Source organism: Stenotrophomonas humi (assembly GCF_001431415.1).
In the GTDB taxonomy this organism is placed as follows: Bacteria; Pseudomonadota; Gammaproteobacteria; order Xanthomonadales; family Xanthomonadaceae; genus Stenotrophomonas; species Stenotrophomonas humi.
In genome coordinates, this window is the sequence record NZ_LDJI01000013.1 from 1 (window position 1) to 20,946 (window position 20,946).

Annotated in this window: 22 protein-coding genes and 1 pseudogene; 7 read left to right on the forward strand and 16 right to left on the reverse strand. The window is 65.3% G+C overall.

The annotated features are described in order from the left end of the window. Positions 1–160: 160 nt before the first annotated feature. From ABB26_RS07195 to ABB26_RS07215, 5 genes are all read left to right on the forward strand, one after another. Positions 161–652, forward strand: a complete 492-nt coding sequence (locus ABB26_RS07195; RefSeq protein ID WP_057633012.1) for a TPM domain-containing protein — start codon at positions 161–163, stop codon at positions 650–652. An 88-nt stretch (positions 653–740) separates the two neighbouring features. Beyond that, the gene (gene lgt / locus ABB26_RS07200; RefSeq protein ID WP_057633013.1) at positions 741–1,646 is read left to right on the forward strand and encodes a prolipoprotein diacylglyceryl transferase; all 906 of its coding nucleotides are present in this window, start codon (positions 741–743) and stop codon (positions 1,644–1,646) included. Continuing rightward, on the forward strand, positions 1,643–2,437 hold the full coding sequence (locus ABB26_RS07205; protein WP_057633014.1) for a thymidylate synthase: 795 nt from the start codon (positions 1,643–1,645) through the stop codon (positions 2,435–2,437). Before lgt ends, ABB26_RS07205 begins: the two co-directional genes overlap by 4 nt. Continuing rightward, a complete protein-coding gene (locus ABB26_RS07210) occupies positions 2,434–3,003 on the forward strand; it encodes a hypothetical protein (RefSeq protein WP_057633015.1) in 570 nt (189 codons plus the stop codon). Before ABB26_RS07205 ends, ABB26_RS07210 begins: the two co-directional genes overlap by 4 nt. 9 nt (positions 3,004–3,012) lie before the next feature. Continuing rightward, entirely contained in the window at positions 3,013–3,504 is a 492-nt protein-coding gene (locus ABB26_RS07215; protein ID WP_057633182.1) for a dihydrofolate reductase, read from the forward strand. Between the two features lie 93 nt (positions 3,505–3,597). Here the strand turns inward: ABB26_RS07215 and ABB26_RS07220 are convergent, their stop codons facing one another. The 10 genes and pseudogenes from ABB26_RS07220 to ABB26_RS07265 form a co-directional block, all read right to left on the reverse strand. After that, positions 3,598–4,176, reverse strand: coding sequence for a DUF1287 domain-containing protein (locus ABB26_RS07220; protein ID WP_425477250.1), 579 nt, complete (start codon positions 4,174–4,176; stop codon positions 3,598–3,600). A gap of 62 nt (positions 4,177–4,238) precedes the next feature. After that, on the reverse strand, positions 4,239–5,264 hold the full coding sequence (locus tag ABB26_RS07225; protein ID WP_057633017.1) for a symmetrical bis(5'-nucleosyl)-tetraphosphatase: 1,026 nt from the start codon (positions 5,262–5,264) through the stop codon (positions 4,239–4,241). Further along, on the reverse strand, positions 5,264–5,647 hold the full coding sequence (gene apaG / locus ABB26_RS07230) for a Co2+/Mg2+ efflux protein ApaG (RefSeq protein ID WP_057633018.1): 384 nt from the start codon (positions 5,645–5,647) through the stop codon (positions 5,264–5,266). Before apaG ends, ABB26_RS07225 begins: the two co-directional genes overlap by 1 nt. A 49-nt stretch (positions 5,648–5,696) precedes the next feature. Continuing rightward, entirely contained in the window at positions 5,697–6,509 is an 813-nt protein-coding gene (rsmA, locus tag ABB26_RS07235; RefSeq protein ID WP_057633019.1) for a 16S rRNA (adenine(1518)-N(6)/adenine(1519)-N(6))-dimethyltransferase RsmA, read from the reverse strand. Continuing rightward, on the reverse strand, positions 6,506–7,486 hold the full coding sequence (pdxA, locus tag ABB26_RS07240; protein WP_057633020.1) for a 4-hydroxythreonine-4-phosphate dehydrogenase PdxA: 981 nt from the start codon (positions 7,484–7,486) through the stop codon (positions 6,506–6,508). Before pdxA ends, rsmA begins: the two co-directional genes overlap by 4 nt. A 3-nt stretch (positions 7,487–7,489) precedes the next feature. Further along, positions 7,490–8,830, reverse strand: coding sequence for a peptidylprolyl isomerase (locus ABB26_RS07245; RefSeq protein WP_057633021.1), 1,341 nt, complete (start codon positions 8,828–8,830; stop codon positions 7,490–7,492). Further along, positions 8,827–11,268, reverse strand: a complete 2,442-nt coding sequence (gene lptD / locus ABB26_RS07250; protein WP_057633022.1) for an LPS-assembly protein LptD — start codon at positions 11,266–11,268, stop codon at positions 8,827–8,829. The genes ABB26_RS07245 and lptD overlap by 4 nt, the downstream gene beginning before the upstream one ends. Before the next feature lie 171 nt (positions 11,269–11,439). Next, a pseudogene (locus ABB26_RS07255) lies at positions 11,440–12,379 on the reverse strand (histone deacetylase family protein); the annotation flags it as partial. 93 nt (positions 12,380–12,472) lie between these two features. Next, positions 12,473–13,027 (reverse strand): cob(I)yrinic acid a,c-diamide adenosyltransferase, encoded by a 555-nt coding sequence (locus ABB26_RS07260; protein WP_057633024.1) that lies wholly within the window; start codon positions 13,025–13,027, stop codon positions 12,473–12,475. 15 nt (positions 13,028–13,042) lie between these two features. Further along, positions 13,043–13,624 carry a hypothetical protein gene (locus tag ABB26_RS07265; RefSeq protein ID WP_057633025.1) on the reverse strand — a complete coding sequence of 194 codons (582 nt, stop codon included), beginning with the start codon at positions 13,622–13,624 and terminating at the stop codon, positions 13,043–13,045. Between the two features lie 118 nt (positions 13,625–13,742). On the opposite strand from ABB26_RS07265, the gene ubiH reads away from it, so the two are divergent. Together ubiH and ABB26_RS07275 are read left to right on the forward strand one after the other, a co-directional pair. Continuing rightward, positions 13,743–14,954 (forward strand): 2-octaprenyl-6-methoxyphenyl hydroxylase, encoded by a 1,212-nt coding sequence (ubiH, locus tag ABB26_RS07270; protein WP_057633026.1) that lies wholly within the window; start codon positions 13,743–13,745, stop codon positions 14,952–14,954. Beyond that, positions 14,951–16,129, forward strand: coding sequence for a UbiH/UbiF family hydroxylase (locus tag ABB26_RS07275; protein WP_057633027.1), 1,179 nt, complete (start codon positions 14,951–14,953; stop codon positions 16,127–16,129). The genes ubiH and ABB26_RS07275 overlap by 4 nt, the downstream gene beginning before the upstream one ends. 102 nt (positions 16,130–16,231) lie before the next feature. Here ABB26_RS07275 and ABB26_RS07280 read toward each other — a convergent pair whose 3' ends face one another. The 6 genes from ABB26_RS07280 to ABB26_RS07305 form a co-directional block, all read right to left on the reverse strand. Then, the gene (locus tag ABB26_RS07280) at positions 16,232–16,642 is read right to left on the reverse strand and encodes an EF-hand domain-containing protein (protein ID WP_083490732.1); all 411 of its coding nucleotides are present in this window, start codon (positions 16,640–16,642) and stop codon (positions 16,232–16,234) included. 100 nt (positions 16,643–16,742) lie between these two features. Next, positions 16,743–17,465: a hypothetical protein gene (locus tag ABB26_RS07285; RefSeq protein WP_057633028.1), complete on the reverse strand. Its 723-nt coding sequence runs from the start codon at positions 17,463–17,465 to the stop codon at positions 16,743–16,745. 66 nt (positions 17,466–17,531) lie between these two features. Beyond that, the gene (locus tag ABB26_RS07290; protein WP_057633029.1) at positions 17,532–18,431 is read right to left on the reverse strand and encodes an SMP-30/gluconolactonase/LRE family protein; all 900 of its coding nucleotides are present in this window, start codon (positions 18,429–18,431) and stop codon (positions 17,532–17,534) included. 117 nt (positions 18,432–18,548) lie between these two features. Then, complete coding sequence (locus ABB26_RS07295; RefSeq protein WP_057633184.1) at positions 18,549–18,938, reverse strand: hypothetical protein; 390 nt, start codon at positions 18,936–18,938, stop codon at positions 18,549–18,551. A gap of 95 nt (positions 18,939–19,033) precedes the next feature. After that, positions 19,034–20,083 carry a 23S rRNA (cytidine(2498)-2'-O)-methyltransferase RlmM gene (gene rlmM, locus ABB26_RS07300; RefSeq protein ID WP_057633030.1) on the reverse strand — a complete coding sequence of 350 codons (1,050 nt, stop codon included), beginning with the start codon at positions 20,081–20,083 and terminating at the stop codon, positions 19,034–19,036. A 133-nt stretch (positions 20,084–20,216) separates the two neighbouring features. Beyond that, a complete protein-coding gene (locus tag ABB26_RS07305; protein WP_057633031.1) occupies positions 20,217–20,777 on the reverse strand; it encodes a nucleoside deaminase in 561 nt (186 codons plus the stop codon). Positions 20,778–20,946: the final 169 nt, after the last annotated feature.

Genomic DNA, 20,946 nt, shown 5'->3' on the forward strand with positions numbered 1-20,946 from the left:
TCGGCAATGCCTCCCGCGGGGGCTGCGGGCGAGGGGTGGGTTGGGGGGGGGGCGGATTTGGGGGCGGTGGAGGCTTCGGCGGCGGTGGCTTCGGAGGAGGCGGCGGCTGGGGCGGTGGCGGTGGTCGTTCGGGAGGCGGTGGCGCCTCGGGGAGTTGGTGATGCGTTGCTGGCGGCATCTGTTTGCACCTTCGGCGCAGGCGGCGTTTCCCGAGCCGAGCCTGGATCGCATCGCCCACGCCATTGCCGATGGAGAACGGCTGCACGATGGGCAGGTGATGTTCGCGGTTGAATCCGATCTGCCGCTGTCGGCGCTGTGGCAGGGCGTCAGCCCACGACAACGCGCCGATCACGCCTTCGCCGTCCTGCGGACCTGGGACACCCGCGCCAACAATGGCGTGTTGATCTATCTGCTGTTGGCCGACCACGCCATCGAGATCGTGGCCGACCGTGGCCTGCGCGAGGTGGTGGACGCGGCGCGTTGGCAGCAGGTGTGCGACCACCTGCGGCAACAACTGCAGCAGGGTGACCGCGAAGCGGCGGTGCTGGCGGCGGTTGCCGAGGTTTCACAGCTGCTGGCGTTGCACTTCCCGCCGGATCCCTCGCGTCCTTCGGGCAATGAATTGCCGGACCGGCCGCAGCTGTTGGGCTGAACCCCGCAAGGGCTGACCTGATGGCATGGCTTGAGCCCGGGGGAGGCTGCCCTGAGAATAGGCAATCGTTTCGCTGGATAGCACCTGCATGATCTATCTCCATGACATAGACCCCATTGCCTTCTCACTGGGGCCGATCAAGGTGCACTGGTACGGCGTCATGTATCTGTTGGGCTTTGCCGCCGCCTGGTGGCTGGGGCGCAGACGGATCGCCGCCGGGCGCTTGCCCGGGGTGGATGCCAATGGCTTCTCCGACCTGCTGTTCTACGCGATGCTCGGCGTGGTGCTGGGCGGGCGGATCGGTTACATGCTGTTCTATGCCACCTCCGATTTCCTGCACAACCCGCTGATCCTGCTGCGGGTGTGGGAAGGCGGCATGAGTTTCCACGGTGGCCTGCTGGGTGTGATGGCGGCCGGCTGGTGGTGGACGCGCAAGCACAAGCTGCATTTCTTCGACACGATCGATTTCGTCGCACCGCTGGTGCCGCTGGGCCTGGGTTTTGGGCGCCTGGGCAACTTCATCGGTGGCGAGTTGTACGGCAAGTTCACCAATGCCGGGTGGGGGGTGGTCTTCCCGCACGCGCCGCTGAAGGATATCCCGGCCGGTCTGCCGACCATGCAGCAGCTGATGTCCGCCGCGCAGATCCAGCAGGACTACGCCGCCGGCCTGCTCAACCAGTACGCCCGTCATCCCTCGCAGCTGTATGAAGCGTTGCTGGAAGGGCTGGTGATGTTTGTGGTGCTGTGGGCGTTCTCGATGAAGCCGCGCGCGCGCTATGCGGTATCCGGTTTGTTCGCGCTGATGTACGGCAGCTTCCGCTTCCTGGTCGAGTTCGTGCGCATGCCCGACAACGGCGTCTACGTGGCCTTCGACTGGCTGACCCGCGGGCAGATCCTGAGCCTGCCGTTGATCGCACTGGGCGTGGTCCTGTTGCTGATGTCGCGCCGTGCCCCGGTACTGCAACCTGTTCTGCCCACCGGAGAGAAGGCGTGAAGCAATATCTGGATCTGCTGCAGCACGTACTCGAGCATGGCAGTGAGAAGTCCGATCGCACCGGTACCGGCACGCGCAGCGTGTTTGGTTGGCAGATGCGCTTCGATCTCAACCAGGGCTTCCCGCTGGTCACCACCAAGAAACTGCACCTGCGCTCGATCATCCATGAGCTGCTGTGGTTCCTGAAGGGCGACACCAACATCGGTTACCTGAAGGACAACAAGGTCAACATCTGGGACGAATGGGCCGACGCCAACGGCGACCTCGGCCCGGTGTACGGCAAGCAGTGGCGTAGCTGGGCCACTGCCGATGGCGGCTCGATCGACCAGATGCAGTGGCTGGTGGATGAGATCAAGCGCAACCCGGATTCGCGCCGGCTGGTGGTCAGTGCATGGAACGTGGGCGAGTTGTCGCAGATGGCGCTGATGCCGTGCCACAACCTGTTCCAGTTCTACGTGGTGGATGGAAAGCTCAGCTGCCAGTTGTACCAGCGCAGCGGCGACATCTTCCTAGGCGTGCCGTTCAACATCGCCAGCTACGCGCTGCTGACGCACATGGTGGCGCAGGCAACCGGCCTGGGGGTAGGCGATTTCGTGCATACGCTGGGCGATGCGCATCTGTACTCCAACCATTACGAGCAGGCCCGCGAGCAGTTGTCGCGTGAACCACGCGCGTTGCCAAAACTGTGGTTGAACCCGGAAGTGACCGACCTGTTCGGTTTCAGTTTCGATGACATCCACATCGATGGCTACGACCCGCATCCGGCGATCAAGGCGCCGGTGGCGGTATGAGCAAAGCGGCAGGCAGTAAGCTGCAGACATTGCTTTGTCGCGGTGCATTCGCTTTCCTGGGGGTACTGCCGACAGTGGCCGCGGCTGACGTTGCACGTGGTCCGGCCGGTAGTTTTGAATTGCCCGAACAGATCACTTTCTCGGTGGAGCCGGCAAACGAGAAACACCCGAACCCGGCGCTCAGCAGCGTGCTGCGTCTGACCAATGGGCCGGAAGCGGAATCTGCTCAGGCAGCGGTTACGCAGACATGCTCTCCCGGTATTGGTGGCCTCAACTCCAAACCGGGTATCGAGCGCTTGGCGGCAGCCACGTTGATGGTGGATACGCGACTGCAACTGGTGAAGCCGGGTGAGTGGACGGTATTGGACTCCCACCCCGCTTACCGGACCGAGTTGTCCAATGGTCAGGGTACGTTGATCACGCAATGGATGATTCCGTTGGAAACGCATTTCGCCTGGATCAAGTTCGAGCGTCTTGAGCAGACAACGATCGAGCAGGGCGTGCTCGCTGCCATCGACAGAATGCAGATCCATTGCGGCCTGACAGCTGCCGGTTCGGAAGGTTGAGTGAGCTGCATGAAACTGTCTCTGATCGCAGCACTCGACCGGAATCGCGGTATCGGTCACGACAACCAGCTGCCGTGGCACCTGCCGGATGACCTGAAGCACTTCAAGGCGCTTACGGTGGGCAAGCCGGTATTGATGGGGCGCAAGACTGCGCAATCACTGGGACGCGCCCTGCCGGGTCGCACCAATCTAGTGTTGACCCGCAGCGGGCAGGTGCCGTTTGCAGGCATGCGTGCAGTGGTTTCGCTGGAGCAGGCGCAAACCCTCGTGACGGAAGAGGGGGCAGACGAACTCTGTGTGATCGGCGGCGGTGAGATCTATCGTCTGCTGCTGGACCAGGCGACGGATCTCTATCTGACCTGGGTGGATACCGAAGTGCCCGCGGACACGCATTTCCCGGAAGTCGACCCTACCCATTGGCGGGAAGTGGACAGCCAAGCGCATGCGGCCGATGAGCGCCACGCGTTCGGGTTCCGCTTCGTGCACTACCTGCGGCGGTAGCAGCGGCCTCGGTCGCGCTCTATCGCCGCAGGCGAAGGAGAGGGCTGGGCAGGAGAAAGGGCTTCTGCGCATCGCGCCCCAACAAAAGAACCATCAAGCCGCTGGTCGGTAATGCCCGATGATCGTGTGCCGGAACAGCAGGTCTTCCTCCTGCGTGCCGCGGGCGATGTTGTGCAGGACCAGCGGTGTGCCATCGTCCAGTCGCCGATCCGAGACGATGCCGACGTGCAGCAGGCCATTGCCATTGAGCTTCCACGCCACGATGTCACCGGGGCTGAAGTCGTCAACCTGATCACTGCGGGGTTGCTCCCAGCCTTGTCGCTGGAACCAGCGCATCTGGTTGGGCACGCGGCGATGGTCGATGTTCCGATCTGGTCGCGACAATCCCCACAACTGCGGATAGGCGGCGAAATCGCCGCGCATGTCGTCATTGATGCGCTGTTGCAGATCAATACCCTGCGTGCGCAGGGCGCGGATCACCACATCGGTGCAGACACCGCGATCAGACGGCGGGTCGCCGCCTGGAAAGCCGAGGGCGAAGTAGGCCGGATCGTAGTGGGTAGTAACGCCGATCTGCGCGCGTGCTGCCGCCACCAGTGGCGGCGAAACGACGGCAGGTACTGCTGATTCGATTGCCGCCTGCGGCGGCGGGCTGGTCTGCGCGCCGTCCATCTGCGGACGGCAGCCCGCAAGCAGCGTAATGACCATCAGCGTCAGTGCTGATGGCCACAGCCTCATGCAGCCGGACCGTTACTGTCTGGCGTGGGAGTGCTGTTGTTGGGATTGCCGCTCCTTCCGCGCGGGCGATGACGGCGCGAGCGACGGCGTTGCTCGCCGCTGCGCTCGTTGTTGGGCGTTTCGCTACGCGGCTCGGTCCTGGCCTCTGGCTTGGCTTCCACACGCGGCTTGCGTGGCGGCTGTGCGCCCGGCACCGGTGCCGGTACGTCGCGACCGGGCACCTGCACCACGCGCAGATCTTCGCTGTCCAGCTGCAGTGCGGTGAGCTTGCCGCCCCACACCGCACCGGTATCGATGGCGTGCACGCCCTGGGTGATGGTCAGGCCCAGGGCCGACCAGTGGCCGCAGACCATCTTCAACTCGCGTTCCACCCGACCCGGGACTTCAAACCACGGGTACATGCCCTGTGCCTGGGTGCCGGGCGTGCCCTTGTCCTCCATGCTGATGCGCCCGCTCGGGGTGCAGTAACGCATGCGGGTGAACATGTTGATGATGGCGCGCGAGCGGTCGTAACCGCTCAGGCCCGGTGACCAGGCCGGCTTGTCGCCGTACATGTTGCGGAACAGTTTGCGGTAGCCGTTGCCGTGCAGCTGCTGCTCGACTTCGCGCGCATGTTTCTCGGCCAGGGCCACGGTCCATTTCGGTGCCAGCCCGGCATGGAACATCATCCAGCCCAGCTCGCGGTCCACATGCACCAGCTTCTGCAGGCGCAGCCAATCCAGCAGGACGTTGCGGTCCTCGGCCAGCACGATGCGTTGCAGGTCCTGGTTGACCTTGCGCTGTTCCTCATCGCTGCGTGCACCGATGGCCAGCAGCGACAGGTCGTGATTGCCCAGCACCACGACCGATTGGTCGCGCAATGAATGCACCAGCCGCAGCGTCTCCAGCGATTGCCCGCCGCGGTTGACCAGGTCACCGCAGAACCACAGCTTGTCGACGGCCGGGTCGAAGTTGATCTTCTCCAGCAGGCGCTGGGTGACGTCGTAGCAGCCTTGCAGGTCGCCGATTGCCCAGGTCGCCATCAGTGCAGCGTCCTGGGAATGGTCAGTACGAACGGCGCGATGGGCACGGCGAACTCGGTGCCGTCGTCGGCGACCATGTCGTAGTGGCCCTGCATGGTGCCGCGCTCGGTGCCGAGCATGATGCCGGAGGTGTATCGGAACTCTTCGCCCGGGCGCAGCCGCGGCTGCTCGCCGACCACGCCATCGCCGTCGACGTGCTCGACCCGGCCTTCGCCGTCGGTGATGCGCCAATGGCGGCTGATCAGCCGCGCCGGCATGGTGCCGCTGTTGTGGATGCGGATCGTGTAGGCGAACGCAAAGCGCCCGTCTTCAGGGGCCGACTGTTCGTCGATGAAGCGAGGGGAGACCTCGATCTCGATCGCGTAGTGGCGGGAATCTTCCATGCGGGGAGTGTAAGCAAAAGCAGGTGATCGGAATGCGCAGTTGCCGCGTTCAAGCGTGCGGCAGATTGGCAAGGCGGATGAAATCGGCAACTTCCAGCTGTTCTGCACGGGCGTCGCTGCGCACGCCGGCGGCCTCGAACTGGGCCGCGTCGATCACGCCGTTGAGCGCATTGCGCAGGGTTTTACGGCGTTGGCCGAAGGCGGCCCTGACCACATCGGCAAAGCGCTTGCGGTCGTTGATGCCCACGCTGGTGGGATCGCGCGGCACCAGGCGCACCACCGCCGAGTCCACCTTCGGTGGTGGCCGGAACGCGCCCGGCGGCACCACGAACAGCGCCTCGACCTCGCACCAGGCCTGCAGCATCACGCTCAGGCGGCCGTAGACCTTGCTGCCCGGGCCGGCAGCCATGCGGTCGACCACCTCCTTCTGCAGCATGAAGGTCATGTCCGAGATCGCCGCAGCGTGGTCCAGTGCATGGAACAGGATCGGCGAGGAGATGTTGTAGGGCAGGTTGCCGACCAGGCGGATCTGCCCACCAGCGGCCAGCTCGGTGAAGTTCACCTGCAGCACGTCGCGGTGGACGATGGTCAGCTCACCCAGCGGCGCGGCCGCTTCGGTGAGCGGCGTGATCAGGTCACGGTCGAACTCGATGACCGTCAGCTTCGGGTGGCGGCGCAGCAGCGGGAAGGTGATGGCGCCCTGGCCCGGGCCGATTTCGACCAGCCGGTCGTCGCCTTTCGGGTCAACCGCCATCACGATCTTCTCGACGTAGTACTTGTCAGCCAGGAAGTGCTGGCCCAGCTGCTTCTTCGCCGGAGCGGTGAAGCCGCTGCCCGTGCGCGGGGAATGTGAGGAATTCATTGGGGGATTTTACGTTGTGCAGCCAGCCTGGCGCACAAAACAGCGGCAGCAAACAGGCTGGAGGGGTTGGCGATGCCTTTGCCGGCCAGATCCAGCGCGGTGCCATGGTCCACGGCCACGCGCGGGTAGGGCAGGCCGAGGGTGATGTTGGTGGCCTGCTCGAAGCCGCTGTACTTGAGCACCGGCAGGCCCTGGTCGTGGTACATGGCCAGCACGGTGTCGAAGCCGGCCAGCTTGGCCGGCAGGAACGCGGTGTCGGCCGGCAGCGGGCCGATCAGGTCCAGACCCTCGCTGCGCAGCTGTTGCAGCAGCGGGATCATCACGTCCAGCTCCTCGCGGCCCAGATGCCCGTCTTCGCCGGCATGCGGGTTCAGGCCGAGCACGGCGATGCGCGGTTGCGGCAGACCGAAATCGCGGCGCAGCGCGGCATGGGTGGTGCGGATGACCTTGCTCAGACCGGCGGCAGTGATCGCGTCGGCCACCTCGCGCAGCGGCAGGTGGGTGGTGGCCAGGGCGACGCGGACGATGTCGTTGGCCAGCATCATCACCACTTCCACCCCGGCCTGGTTGGCCAGCAATTCGGTGGTGCCGCTGTAGGCGATGCCGCCCTCGTTGATCACCGCCTTGTGCACCGGGCCGGTGATCACGCCGTCCAGGCTGCCGTCCAGACAGGCCTGGCCGGCGCCGAGCAGGGCGTCGATCACCGCGCGTGCGTTGCGCGGGTCGGGCGTGCCGAAGCGGTTGGGGGCGGCGTTGGGTACCGCGCGCAGAGGCAGGTCGCCCGGCGCGCGGGCGGGTGAGTCTTCAGGCAGCAGTTGCAGCGGCAGGGCCAGTGCGGCAGCCGCCGCGCGCAGCGTATCCGGGTCTGCAAACGCCAACAGCCGGCAATCATTGCGCGGCTGTTGGGCAAGTCGGACACAGAGTTCCGGGCCAATCCCGGAAGGCTCGCCCGGAACCAGAGCGAGCTGGGGAATCATCGATCAGGGCTTGGCGGGTTCAGCCGTGCCTTCGGCACGGTCACCGCTGCGGAAGCTGACGTAGGCTTCGCCACGCAGTTCCTGCAGGAAACGGTTGTACTCGTCATCCAGCTTGCGGCGACCGATCTGCTCACGCACCTGGGCGCGCTTGTTGTCATCGGTCACGTCGGTCTGGCGCGTCGCAACGCGCTGGACGATGTGCCAGCCGGCATCGGTGCGGAACGCAGCGGTCACGCCGCCATCGTTCACACCTTCAATCTGCTTGCCGAAGTCCGGGCCGAACGCATCGGCCGGGAACCAGCCCAGGTCACCGCCCTGGCCGCGGCTGTTGGTGTCATCCGAGGATTCCTTGGCCACGGTCTGGAAATCGGCGCCGCCGGCGATCTGCGCGCGCAGGGTTTCGATCTTGGCCTTGGCGGCTGCCTCGCTGACCTGGTCGGTGACGCGGATCAGGATGTGACGGGCGTGGAATTCAGTGACCTTGCGGGCATCGCCGCCGGCATTGCCGTCACGTACTTCCACCAGCTTCAGCAGCTGGAAGCCGCTGGGGCCGCGGATCGGGCCCAGTACGTCGCCCGACTTCATGTTCTTGATCTGGTTGGAGAAGGCGCTGGGAATCTCATCCAGGCTGCGCCAGCCCAGGTCACCACTTTCCAGTGCGTTGGGGCTGTCGGAATAACGCACAGCCGCGGCGGCGAAATCCAGTTCGCCCTTGTCCAGCAGGTTCTTGATGCCGTCCACCTTGCTCTGGCCGGTGGCGATCTGCTCGGCGTTTGCGCCTTCGGGCAGAGCAACCAGGATATGGGCAAGGTGGTACTGCGCGCCGCCGGCGTTCTGCTGGGCCAGGGCGGCATCAACCTCGCCCTCGCTCACGCTGATGCGGCTCTGCGCGAAGCTCTGGCGCAGGCGCTGGGTGATGATTTCCTCACGCACCGAGTTGCGGAAATCGGAGAAACCGATGCCGTCCTGGGCCAGGCGCTGGCGCAGGGTGTCGACATCGCTGCCGTTCTGCTGGGCGATGCTGGCGATGGCGTGATTGAGTTCTTCGTCGCTGACACGGATGCCGCTGCCATCGGCGCGCGCTACCTGCAGCTTGACCAGCACCAGGCGCTCCAGCACCTGACGCTCCAGCACGCTGTCCGGCGGCAACTGGGCCTCACGGCCCGCGTACTGGCCCTTGATGTTGTTGACCGCGCGCTGCAGTTCGCTCTGCAGAATCACGTTTTCATCAACGATGGCGGCGATGCGATCCAGCGGCTGGTTCTGCTGCTGGGCGGCTGCCGGAGCAGTCACACCGGAAAACGCCAACAAAGTGGCGAGGACTGCGGGAAGGGTTTTGGTCATGGAATCAGATTCGGATCGTAGTCGTCCTCGATCGCCTGGATGTTGCTGGGCGGTACGAGGTACAGGTCGTCTCGGTTGTACCCGAGAATAGCACGGCGCAAGGTGCGGTCCGTGTCTTGTCCAACCGAGCTCAGGCCCTTGAGCACGAACTCGATCTGGAAGGAGTTGTTGAGGTCACCCTCGCGGTTCTTGACGTAGCGGCGCGCCAGCGCACGCACGGCCAGGCAGCAGCTGTCCCATTGCACACCGCCGATGATTTCCAGCGGCTTCTTGTCGGCTTCGAGCAGCGAGTAGTAGTAGCGGCCGACGATGCTCCAGCGCGGGTTGATCGGGTACAGGAAGGAGAAATCCACCTGTTTGAGCTGATCGGTGTTGGTGCTGGGATTGCCGCGATAGCGGTAACTCAGGTTGATGATGCCGTCGTTCGGGAACAGATAACGGCCACGGATGCTGGCCAGATCTTCCTTGCGGTACTTCGGGTTCCACTGGTAGGTACTGCCCAGGGTCCAGCGGTCGGTGACAGCCCAGTTGACGTCAGCCACCCACGCGGATTTGCCGTCGCGCACGATCGCGTCGTTGGGGGTGAGGGTGACCCGTGAATCCTCGAAATAGGTGATCTGACCGATGCTGGCCGACAGCTTCTCGCGCCCATCTTCCTGGCGGATCAAGCGGGTGGTCAGCGCGGTGGTCAGCTGGTTGGCATCGTTCTGGCGGTCAGCACCGGTGAAGCGCGAGTCGCGGAACAACTGGCCCCAGCTGAAGGTGAAGGCACGGGTGTCGAACAACGGCATGTCGTCCTGGTCGCGGTACGGCGTGTTCAGGTAGAACAGCCGTGGCTCCAGGGTGTTGAGATAGGACCTGCCCCCGATACTGGTTTCCCGGTCGAAGAACAGGCCCATGTCGATGCTGCCGATCGGAACGCTGCGGCTGGGCGAGGTGTTGCCGCGCAGCTGTTCCGGGGTGGCGGTGCTCGGATCGATGCCAGCGGCCTGCAGGTTCTGCCGGCGGATGCTGTCGGCCAGGCCGCGCTCCAGGTCATAGGCGGTGTAGCGCCAGGCCAGGGTCGGGGTGATGTACCAGGACGCGCCGGCCAGCGGCATCGAGATGTACGGTTTGATGTCCAGACGCGAGCCGCCGGGCTGAGCGGTCACCGTGCCGGTCCGGACATACTCGCCATCGGCATCGATCGTTTTCTGATGGATGTCGTCATGGGTGAAGCGCACCGCTTCTGCGTAAACCCCGGTTTCAAACCAGTTGCCATAGCTTTCATCCCAGGTGCCGAACAGGCGCGGCTGGCGGCTGTAGGGCAGGGACTGTTCGGTCAACGTGTAATCGGTGAGCTGCCAGTGGTCGGCCATCAGGCCGGCGGTCCAGCTGCGGCCGGAGCCGTACAGGCCGGCGGTGCTCTGCAGGTTGGAGGCGGTCACGCCGAGCAGGCGGTTGGCGAAATCCTCCATGTAGCGCTCATCGCTGACCCAGGCCATGTTGGCGCGTGCCTGCCAGTGGCTGTCGATGTTGTGGTAGCCGCTGAACTGGACCTTGCCGCGATCCTTGTCGCGCAACGAATCGTTGGGCAGGTAGGCGGTATCCAGCTGCCCTCGGCCGCCGGAATAGAGATAGCGGAACTCGTTGTTCAGCATCAGCCCGCGCTTGCTCATGTAGCGCGGAGTGAGCGTGTCGTCGTAGTTCGGTGCCAGGTTGAAATAGATCGGTTGTGCATAGTCGAAGCCGTTGCGGCCGGACATGCTCAGCTTGGGGTACAGCAGGCCGGTCTGGCGGCGGTCGTCGATCGGGAACTTGAACCAGGGCGCATAGAACACCGGCACCTTGCCAATGCGCAGCACCGCGTTGCGTGCGGTACCGAAGCCGGCCTCGTTGTCCACTTCGATCTGCGGGGCCACCAGCTTCCACACCGGTTGCGAGGGATCGCAGGTGGTGTAGGTGGAGTGGTGCATCTGCCCGACCGAACCCTGCAGGTCGATCGATTCGGCACCGCCATTGCCACGCCGGGAGACCAGCTGGTACTGGATGTTGCTGATCTTGTGGGTATCGGTTTCCTGATTGCCCTCGGCACGCTCGGCCATCATCCGGATCGAAGTATCCGAGTAACGGACATTGCCTTCGGCGATGTAGTTACCGCTCTCGGTGTCCAGACGCAGGTTGTCGGTGCCCATGAACTGGTCACCGCGCTTGAGCACCACGTTGCCCTGGTATTGGGGGATGGTGCTGGTGCCGCTGAGCTCGTTGCCTTCGATATCGGTGGGCAGCTGCTCGCGGCTGGCGGCAGCGGCCGGGTCGGCCTTGGGCGCTTCGCTGAAGGCGGGCAGGACTTCCGTCGCTGGGCAAAGGCCCCAGTTCAGCGGTTTATCATCGGCCATCGCTGGCAGGCAGATGGCGATTCCCAAGGGTAACGGAAGCAGGCGGAAGGCTCGGCGCACGCGGTTCGGGTTCGGGGGAAAACGGTCGCTAGCTTGCCCCATCGCCTGCATGGGGGCAATGAAGGCTGCTGTGGGGAGCCGGTTCGGGTTCATTGACCTCGATGACGGCTATCACCTGCGTCGTCTGGTGAAGGCCGGTGCGCATGATCGCAGCCGGTCGGCAGGTGGGGCATTGGCCGCTGAGCCGGGGTCAGGTGTCCAGCAGTGCCTGGACATGCGCCACGCTGCATTCGCGCAACGCCTGCAGGTCGTAACCGCCCTCAAGCACTGACACCACCCGGCCATTGCCATGGCGGTTGGCGATGCCGGCCAGTTCGGTCGTCAGCCAGCCGAAATCCTCGGTTTCCACCATCAGGTCCGCCTGCGGATCACGCATATGGGCGTCAAAACCGGCGGAAATGAGCAGCAGCTGCGGCCGGAACGCCTCGATCTGCGGCAGCATGTCGTCGGCCCAGGTATTGCGGAAACGGAAGCCGCCACTGCCAGGTGGCAGCAGGATGTTGCAGATGTTGCCTACGCCGCGCTCGCGCATGCTGCCCGAGTACGGGAACAACCCGGATTGATGGGTGCTGTAGTAGGCCACCTTGGGGTCGGTCTCGAAGATCGCCTGGGTGCCATTGCCGTGGTGCACGTCGAAATCGACGATGGCGATGCGCTCCAGCCCGTATTTGTCACGTGCATAGGCCGCAGCGACGGCCACGTTGTTGAACAGGCAGAAGCCCATCGCGGTGTCGGCGGTGGCATGGTGGCCGGGCGGGCGTACCGCGCAGAACGCGCGCCGGGAGCCGTCGTCCAACATCACCGCGTCGACGGCGGCGACGCCGGCGCCGGCCGCATGCAGGGCGGCACTGGCCGAGCCGGGCGAAGTAAAGGTATCCAGGTCGATGCGCCGCAGGGGCTGTGCCTGCGCTTGCAGGACATCGTCGATCAGCTCGCGGCAATGCACCCGTGCCAGTTCGCCCAACTTGGCCGGCGGCGCCTCACGCCATTGCAGTTGATCGGGGAATTCACCGCGCAACGCGGCGACCACCTCGCGCAGGCGTTCCGGGGATTCGGGGTGGTCGGCGCCCGGGTCGTGGCCCAGGCAGGCGGGGTGGGTGAATACGAGCATGGCCGAACTGTAACCGGCCGCGCAGGCCTTTGCGCGGCGGTTGCTACCAAAGCATCAGATGCGGCAATCCGCGGCGATGAGCCGCGGTGATCATCAGCCGCGACGGCGTTCGTGGTTCCACAGCACTTCGCCGTGGCCATCCGCACGGGCCAGCACACGGGCCAGCACGAACAGCAGATCCGACAGGCGGTTGAGGTAACGCACGGCTTCGCCCCGAACCGTTTCCACTCGCGCCAGCGCCACCGTTTCACGCTCGGCGCGACGGACGATGGTGCGGGCCAGGTGGCAGCGCGATGCCCCTTCGCCACCGGCTGGGAGGATGAAATCCTTCAGCGGTGGCAGATCGTCGTTGTAGCGGTCCAGGTGACGTTCCAGTGCGTCGATGTCCTCGGCCTGGATCGCGGCGTGGCCGGGAATGCACAGTTCGCCACCCAGATCGAACATCTGGTGCTGGACGGTGGTCAGCAGCGCGCGGACATCTTCCGGCAGGTTCACCGCCAACAGCACGCCGATGGCCGAGTTGGCCTCATCAACGGTGCCGTAGGCGTTGACCCGGGCCGAATCCTTGCCGGTGCGGCTGCCATCGCCGAGGCCCGTGCTGCCATCGTCGCCGGTGCGGGTGTAGATCTTGGAAAGGCGGTTACCCATTGTGCAGTGCCGCCCTTAGTGGGCGACGCGGTCGGTGGTCGACTGCTTGCCGGCCACTTCGACAACCACCTGCACCAGTGCGGCGGCGCCGGTATACAGCGCAGCGGTGCGCAGGTACGGGAGCAGCCAATCGGCGTAGTTCTTGGCCCAGCCGGCAAAGGTCGGTTCGGCAACCGAAGCGCTGATCCAGTAGAAGCTGCCCTGGGCGATCAGGTGGCACAGCGCCACCGAGCCGATCAGGGTGCCAGCCAGCATGCCCAGCGACTGCCAGCTGGCGGCCTTGTAATAACGGCGCAGCAGCATGCCGCCTGCCCACATGGCGAAATAGGCCGGAATCAGCATCCAATAGGCGGCCGAGACACAGTAGTGCTGCCAGAAGCTCATCCCCTGGCTGCTGATCACCGCCCAATCCACGGCCACGGCCAGCGCCATCAGCAGCGGGAAGGCCCAGCGGGTCCAGCTGCGCAGGTAGAAGCCGCCGATGAAGAACACCGCCCAGGACGCATCCGGGATCGGCGCGAAATGGTTGATGCGGGTGCCTGCCATCAGCAGCACGAGCAGGGACAGAACGAAAGCACGTTGGGCGTTGGCGGTCATGACAGTGATCGGTTCGGCGGAATCAGGCGGCCATTCTAGCCGCAGTAGGCGTGAACCTGCGGTTGCAGCGCCGCATGAGCAGGGCTGACGCAGGCGGGCGAACCCTTATCATGGCCGCATGAGTGCGAACCATGACGTAGTGATCGTAGGCGGCGGGCTGGTCGGGGCCAGCCTGGCCATTGCCCTGGACCGGCTGGGACTGGATGTGGGATTGGTGGAGGCCACTCCCGGCGGCGCATTGCCGGCGGTGTTCGACCAGCGCAACCTCAGTTTTGCCGCAGCCACGGTCAATGCACTGACCGCGTTGGGCGTGATGCAGCGCCTGACCAACCCGGGCGGCCCGATCCGCCGCATCCATGTCAGCCGTGCCGGTGATTTCGGCCGGGTGGTGATGCGCGCCGAGGATTACGACCGGGATGCCTTCGGCCAGGTGGTGGTGGCACGCGATTTTGGCGAGGCGCTTGAAGCCCGCCTGGGTGAGCTGAAGCAGCTGACTCGCTACCGCCCAGCGAAGTTCGTTGGGCTGGGCACGAGCAGCGATGGGCGTCGTGAGGTGCTGATTGCCGACGAAGGCGGCGAGCGCCGTCTGCAGGCGCGCCTGGTGGTAGGCGCCGATGGCACCCGCAGCGCGGTGCGGCAGGTGCTGGGCATCGAGGTGGTCGAGCATGACTACCAGCAGACCTTGTTCGTGGCGCGGGTACGCCCGGCCAAGGTGCCTGACGGCAGCGCCTACGAACGTTTCACCGACACCGGCCCGACCGCCTTGCTGCCACGCGGCGACCGCCATTACGGCGTGGTGCATGGTGTAGCCCGCGATCAGGCCGATGCGGTGATGGCATTGGACGACGCAGCCTGGTTGGCACGACTGCAGCACGCAGTGGGCTGGCGTGCCGGACGTCTGCTGGAAAGCGGCCCGCGCAGCGCCTATCCGTTGATCCAGGTGCTGGCGCAGAAGCTGGTCGGTGAGCGCGCGCTGTTGCTGGGCAATGCCGCGCAGACCATTCACCCGGTCGGAGCGCAGGGTTTCAACCTGGGCCTGCGCGACGCGCTGACCCTGGCCGAACTGATCGGCGAAGCGGCATTGGATCCAGGTTCCGATGCGTTGTTGCAGACCTACGTGCAGCGGCGCGGGCCCGACCGCGAACAGACCCTGGCGTTCTCCGATGGCTTGGCGCGGCTGACCAGCAATGGCTCGCCGCTGATGCGCCCGCTGCGCAGCCTGGGGCTGGTTGCCGCCGCGCAGGCCACGCCGGTGCAGTCCTTCCTGGTGGGCGGTGCGATGGGTTTCCGCGGGCAGGTGCCCGAGCTGTGCAGGAGTGAAGTGCAATGAGCCGCCGCGGACAATGGGATGTGGTGATTGTCGGCGGTGGTGTGGTCGGCGGTGCCTGTGCGTTGGCACTGGCGCAGGAAGGCCTGCAGGTGGCCTTGGTGGAAGGCCGAGAGCCGCAGCAATGGTCGCCGCAACGCCCGGACCTGCGCGTGTTCGCCTTTGCGGCCGACAACGCCGCGCTGCTGGATTCGCTCGGTGTGTGGTCCCAGGTGGAACGCGGACATGCACGCGCCTATCGGCGCATGCGGGTCTGGGATGCCGGTGGTGGCGGCGACCTGACATTCGATGCCGATACCCTGGGCCGGCGTGCGCTGGGCTGGATCGTCGAGAACGGCCTGCTGGTGGACCGGCTGTGGGCCGCATTGCCGGCGGCGGGGGTGCAGCTGTACTGCCCGGCGCGGGTTGAATCCATGGAGCAGGATGCGCAGGGCGTGCGCCTGCGACTGGATGACGGTCGTCGTGTGGAGGCGTCCATCGCGATCGCTGCCGATGGTGCCGAATCCACGCTGCGGACCCTGGCCGGGCTGGACGTATCGCGGCATGACTACGGCCAGCGCGGCGTGGTGGCCTACGTCGACAGCGAACTGCCGAATGAAGACACCGCGTGGCAGCGGTTCCTCGATACCGGCCCACTGGCGGTGCTGCCGTACGAAAAACACCGCAGTTCCATCGTGTGGACCTTGCCCGATGCCGACGCCGAGCGCGTGCTGGGGTTGGACGATGAAAGCTTCAACCGCGAACTGACCAACGCCTTTGCAGGCCGCCTGGGTCAGATGCGCGTGGCATCACCGCGCGCGGCATTTCCGCTGCGCCGGCAGTTGGCCAAAGCGTATGTCGCCGGGCGGGTGATGACGCTGGGCGACGCCGCGCATGTGGTGCATCCGCTGGCGGGGCAGGGGGTGAACCTGGGTTTGCGTGATGTGGCGGCGCTGCGCGACATGGTGCGCACCGCCATGCAGCGTCGGCAGGACTGGAGTGCACCGCATCGCCTGCAGCGCTGGGCGCGGACGCGACGCAGTGAGAACACCGTTGCCGCTTACAGCTTCGATGCGATCAACAAGGTGTTCTCCAACGATGAGATGCACCTGACCCTGGCGCGCGGTGCGTTGCTGGGATTGGCCGGGCGCATGCCGCCACTGCTGTCGCTGTTCTGGAAGCGCGCATCGGGGTTGTAAGCCGATGTGTCCCCGTTGGAGCCGCCTTGGGCGCGAAGCCGGCCCTCTCTGACGTCATACAGTTTTCGCACCCGAGGGCGCTCCTGCACCGATCAGTGTGATTTACGGCTTCAGCCAACCGGCCAGCTGTTCGCGTGACAACTTGCCGCGACGGGTGCTGTCGAGGGCGTTGAACTCGGCGGCCAGCGCGGGATTGGCCTGCGCTTCCTCGCGACTGATGAAGCCGTCTCCGTTGACATCCATCGCAGCGAAATCGATGCGGTAATTGCCGACCACGTTGTCCGCCTGCACCGAACGCACGGTCACCTGGGCCTGGCCCGGGGGCGTTTGGATCTGCACCGAGTGAGTGACCTTGCCAGTGGCAAGGGGCTGCTCGCGTACGCTGGCCGGAGTGTCGAGCAGCGGTGAACTGACGGCAGGCGTGGGAGGTTGAACGTTCTGTGCAGCGATGCTGAGCGGCAGCATCGCGGTGATGATTAGCGACAGGGCAGGGCGAAGTGCGGGGACGGTCATGGTCGGTTCCATCGAATTACGGGAAGTGACGGCTGACGGTGATCCGTGCAGCGCAGGGGAACAACGCGGATGGTAACCAGGTGTGCTTGAAGGCCGGCTTTCAGCCGGGAATGAAGGGGAACACCAGTTTCAGCAGGCCTTTCAAGCCACCTTCCGCCGTCGAGCTGACCGCCTTCGCGCCGAGGCTGTTCAAGGCGCGTCGCAGGTCGTCCCAGCGCAGCTGTTTGATGTCCTTCTTCAGCAGGTCGGCCACTTCTTCCGAGGTCGGCGCCAGCTTCCTGAGTGCGTCGAGCGTGGCCTGCGGATCCGGCTGCAGGTAGTTCCAGCGTTCGGCGATGGCAAGCAGGGTGTCGAAGCGTACGGCCACCACCTCGCGGTTGCGCTCGTAGACCGGGATGGCACCCACGTCGAGGATGGCCTGTTCGAAGCGTTGCGCGTCGTCCGGGTGTTCGATGCGGATGGCGAGGAAGCCTTCCTTGCGGCTGCGCTCGGTGACGTGTTTGACGCCCGAGCGCAGGTTGGCCTCGGTCAGCGCGGCGGCGACGATGCGCTGCAGGGCGTTGTCGCCTTCCTCCGGCACCAGGGCGCGCCAACGGGCATAACCATCCCGCCGCAGGCCTTTGACCTTTGCCGGTGTCACCCGCAGCTGCAACGCCACGGCGGTGTTGGAAGCGCTGCGGTCGATCGCACCGTCGCGCTCAAGCAGTATGAAGATCAGCAGTTCCAGGTCGCGTTTGGTCAGCGACTGGAAGCCCTGCAGCAGGGTCAGCCGCAGGAATTCATCGCCAAATGTGGCCGGGTCCTTCAATTCGATTGCGTGCATCGGTGTCCTCCCATGAGCACACAGGATGCCCGATCCCGGTGGCACGGATTGAGACGGGCGGCCGGCTCAGCGATTGCCGGCGTGCTGCAGGCCGTATTCCCGTCCGGGGCGGTCGGCCTGGAAGGTCTCCACCGCGCCCCGGTCCTGCAGGGTCACGAAGACCTGCCTGCCATCGGCGCCGCCGAAGGCGACATTGGTCGGTTTGCGGCCTTTCAGCGGCACCTCGCGCAGCAGTTCGCCTTGCGGTGAAACCACGGCCACCACGCCGGCGTCGTAGCGGGCGATGTAGAGATTTCCGTCCATGTCGCTGCGCATGCCGTCCATGCCGTGATCGTCGAAGCGGATCAGCAGCCGCTTGTTGGAGGGCTTTCCCCCTGCGTCGAGGTCATAGACCCATACGTTGCGCTGCACGCTTTCGTTGACATAGAGGTGACGGCCATCGGGGCTGACCTCGATGCCGTTGGTGGTGCCCATGCCGCTTTCGAGCAGGTGTACGCCGCCGTCGCGGTCGATGCGCCAGAGCTGGCCGTTGTCGGGCCTGGCCCAATCCGGGTCGCTGGCATACAACGTGCCATTCGGCGCCAGTGCGATGTCGTTGGGCTGGTGCGCGTCGGGCAGGTGCGCGAACACGCTGATCACGCGGGTTGCCGGATCGATCTGCAGGATGTTGTGGCCAGGGTAGTCGGCCACGAACATCGCGCCGTCCGTTCCGAAGCGGATGCCATTGCCGATGCTGCCTTCGGGAAGCGTGACGAACAATGCGGCGTTGCCGTTGGGATCGACGCGGCCGATGGTGCCGTCCTTGCCGATGTTGACGACATACAGAGCGCCGTCCGCGCCGGTGGCAGGGCCCTCGATGCCGGTCGTGAAAACGCCATCACCGACATGGTCACGCACGACAAAGGCTGGGGCAGCGCAGGCGCTGCCGGCCATCGCCAGGCACAGCGCAACAACCGTTCGTTTCATTACGGCATGGCAGACGATCACGACATTCTCCGCTTCAGGACCCGGGCGAGTGTGCCAGAGCCTTGCAGCGAAGCGGTCGGTGGTTGCGAAGGCAACCGCGTCGGTCGGCGCGGCAGCTCAGCGTTTGTCGCTCGGTGGAGTCTGCAGCGGCATGCGTCGTGCATCCGTTGCGTCCCGGTTGGCTGCGCACTGGCCTTTCACACAGCTGCAGCCACTGATTTCCGCGAAGCCACAGACGCTCATCATGCCCTTGGCCTGGCAGCTGGCCTGCACGCCAGCCGGGTCGGTGCGACTGGCGACGTTGACGCAGGCCGGGTAATAACCGCAGCAGTTGCCGACGTTCTTGACCGTGCAATCGGCATCGGTACGGCAACTCTGGTCGACAACCACAGGCGTTGCGGCGGGCGGTGTTGGTGCAGTTCCGGCGACGGGTGGCGAGGTGGCTGCAGGAACGCTGCAGCCGCTGGTGATCAGCAGCAGTGTGAGCAGCATGAACGAGCGGAACATGGCGGCTTCCGGTGCGGGGCACGCCATGATGGTGAACCCGGCCCGGTGTAGACGATGTCGCGATGGAGCCCGGGGCCGTGCAGGCCCCGTTGTGGTCAGCGCCGTGCGGGCGTGACGAAGACCGTGATTTCCTCACGGTCGTGGTACAGCTGCTTGGCACGGATGGTCAGCGACTTGCCGGCTTGATCCGCGAACAGGTCCAGACACAGCTTGGTTTCATCCCAGCGCTTCTTCATCGGCAGCTTGAGGTTGAAGATGGCGTGCTTGCACCAGCCTTCGCGCAGCCAGGTGGCCATGCGCTCGGCGACGCGACGGGGCTGTTCGACCATGTCGCAGACCATCCAGTCCAACGGCACTTCCGGTTGCCAATGGAAACCGTCGGCACGCAGGTGTTCCACCAGGCCGGTGTCGATCACATGCTGGCGCAGCGGGCCGTTGTCGATGCTGCTGACGCGCAGGTGCTGGCGGGTCAGCACCCAGGTCCAGCCGCCCGGTGCCGCGCCCAGGTCAGCCGCGCGCATGCCGGGCACCATCAGGGCTTCGCGTTCCTCCGGTGTGAGCAGGGCCAGCAAGGCTTCTTCCAGCTTCAACGCCGAACGCGACGGCGCGTCGGACAACAGCTTCAGGCGCGGGATGCCCAGCGGCCATGGCGCGCTGTCGCGGGTATCGGCGACGCAGACGAACGCGTGGGTGCCATCAACGAACACGATGTGCAGGCGTGGCAGCTTGGTGTTGGTCTTGTCGGTGAGCAGGCCGGCCTTGCGCAGCGCCGGGCGCAGTGCATTGCCGAAACTGCGCGCCAGCCCGGCCAGCGGCTTGCCGGCATCCGAATCCGGGTGCTCCACCCACAGGTCGCCGAAACGTTGCTGACCTTCCAATGCGGCGATGATCGGGGTGATGCGGTCGCTGGCATCGAGCTGCGGCAGTTCGGCCAGTATCTGCAGCTTCTGACGGGCGAAGATCAACTCGCGCCACGGCAGGCGTTGGTCCAGCGCGGCGGCCTCGTCGGTGACGAACACCACATAGCCATCGTTGCGCTGTGTGCGTGCATAGCCGGCAATGCCGGCAGCACCGGCACGCTCGTTGAGTTCGCCGGCCAGCTCCGGTTCAAAGCCTTGGCGGCAGTAGCACAGCAGGCCAGTCATGGAAATCCTTGGTGTTGAGCGGAGCGGGGCAGGTTCCTTCTCCCGTCGGGAGGAAGGTGCCCCGCAGGGGCGAGATGAGGATACGTACGAACCCTCACCCCAACCCTCTCCCGGAGGGAGAGGGGCTAGCAGATCAGTAACGTGCGCCGTCGTTGCGGCCGTAGTTGCCGAGCACGACGCGTGCTTCGTCACGCAGAAGGCCCTGCACGACTTCGATGCCACGCTTGTTCAGCTCGCCCACCCAGTCAGCCGGCAGCGGGCCTTCATCGAACGGGGTGAGTTCTTCCACGTCGGCGGCGCTGGCGCCGATCAGCAGGCGATCAATGCCAGCCCACACGGTGGCGCCGTAGCACTGGCAGCACGGCTGCGACGAGGTGGCCAGGGTGATGGGCGAGAGCTCCGCGTTCAGGCGCGGCGTATTGAGCTTCTGCTGGGCCAGCATGTAGGCCATGTTTTCGGCATGGGCCAGCGAGGTGGCGTGTGGCACCACACGGTTCACTGCAGCGGCGATGACACGATGGTCCGGGCCGAACACCACCGCACCGAACGGGCCGCCGGTGTCGTGTTCGATGTTCAGTCGCGACAGTTCGATCGCCAGGGCCACCTTTTCCGCATCGCTGGTATATGCGTGCTGGCTGTCGACCGCATCGTGGATCCAGACGGGAAGTGTGAGATGAACCTGCGCGTGAAGCATGACGATGACCGACCTTTGGACAAAAACGGCGGCCAGTGTATCGGACTGGGGCTTTGGCCTCACTGGATGGGTGAGATCTGTTCAGCTGCAAGGGCTGTGGGATGGCAGTGTGGCTTGGGTTTGCGTTCCGTCACAAACGCCCTCACCCCAACCCCTCTCCTGCGGGGCG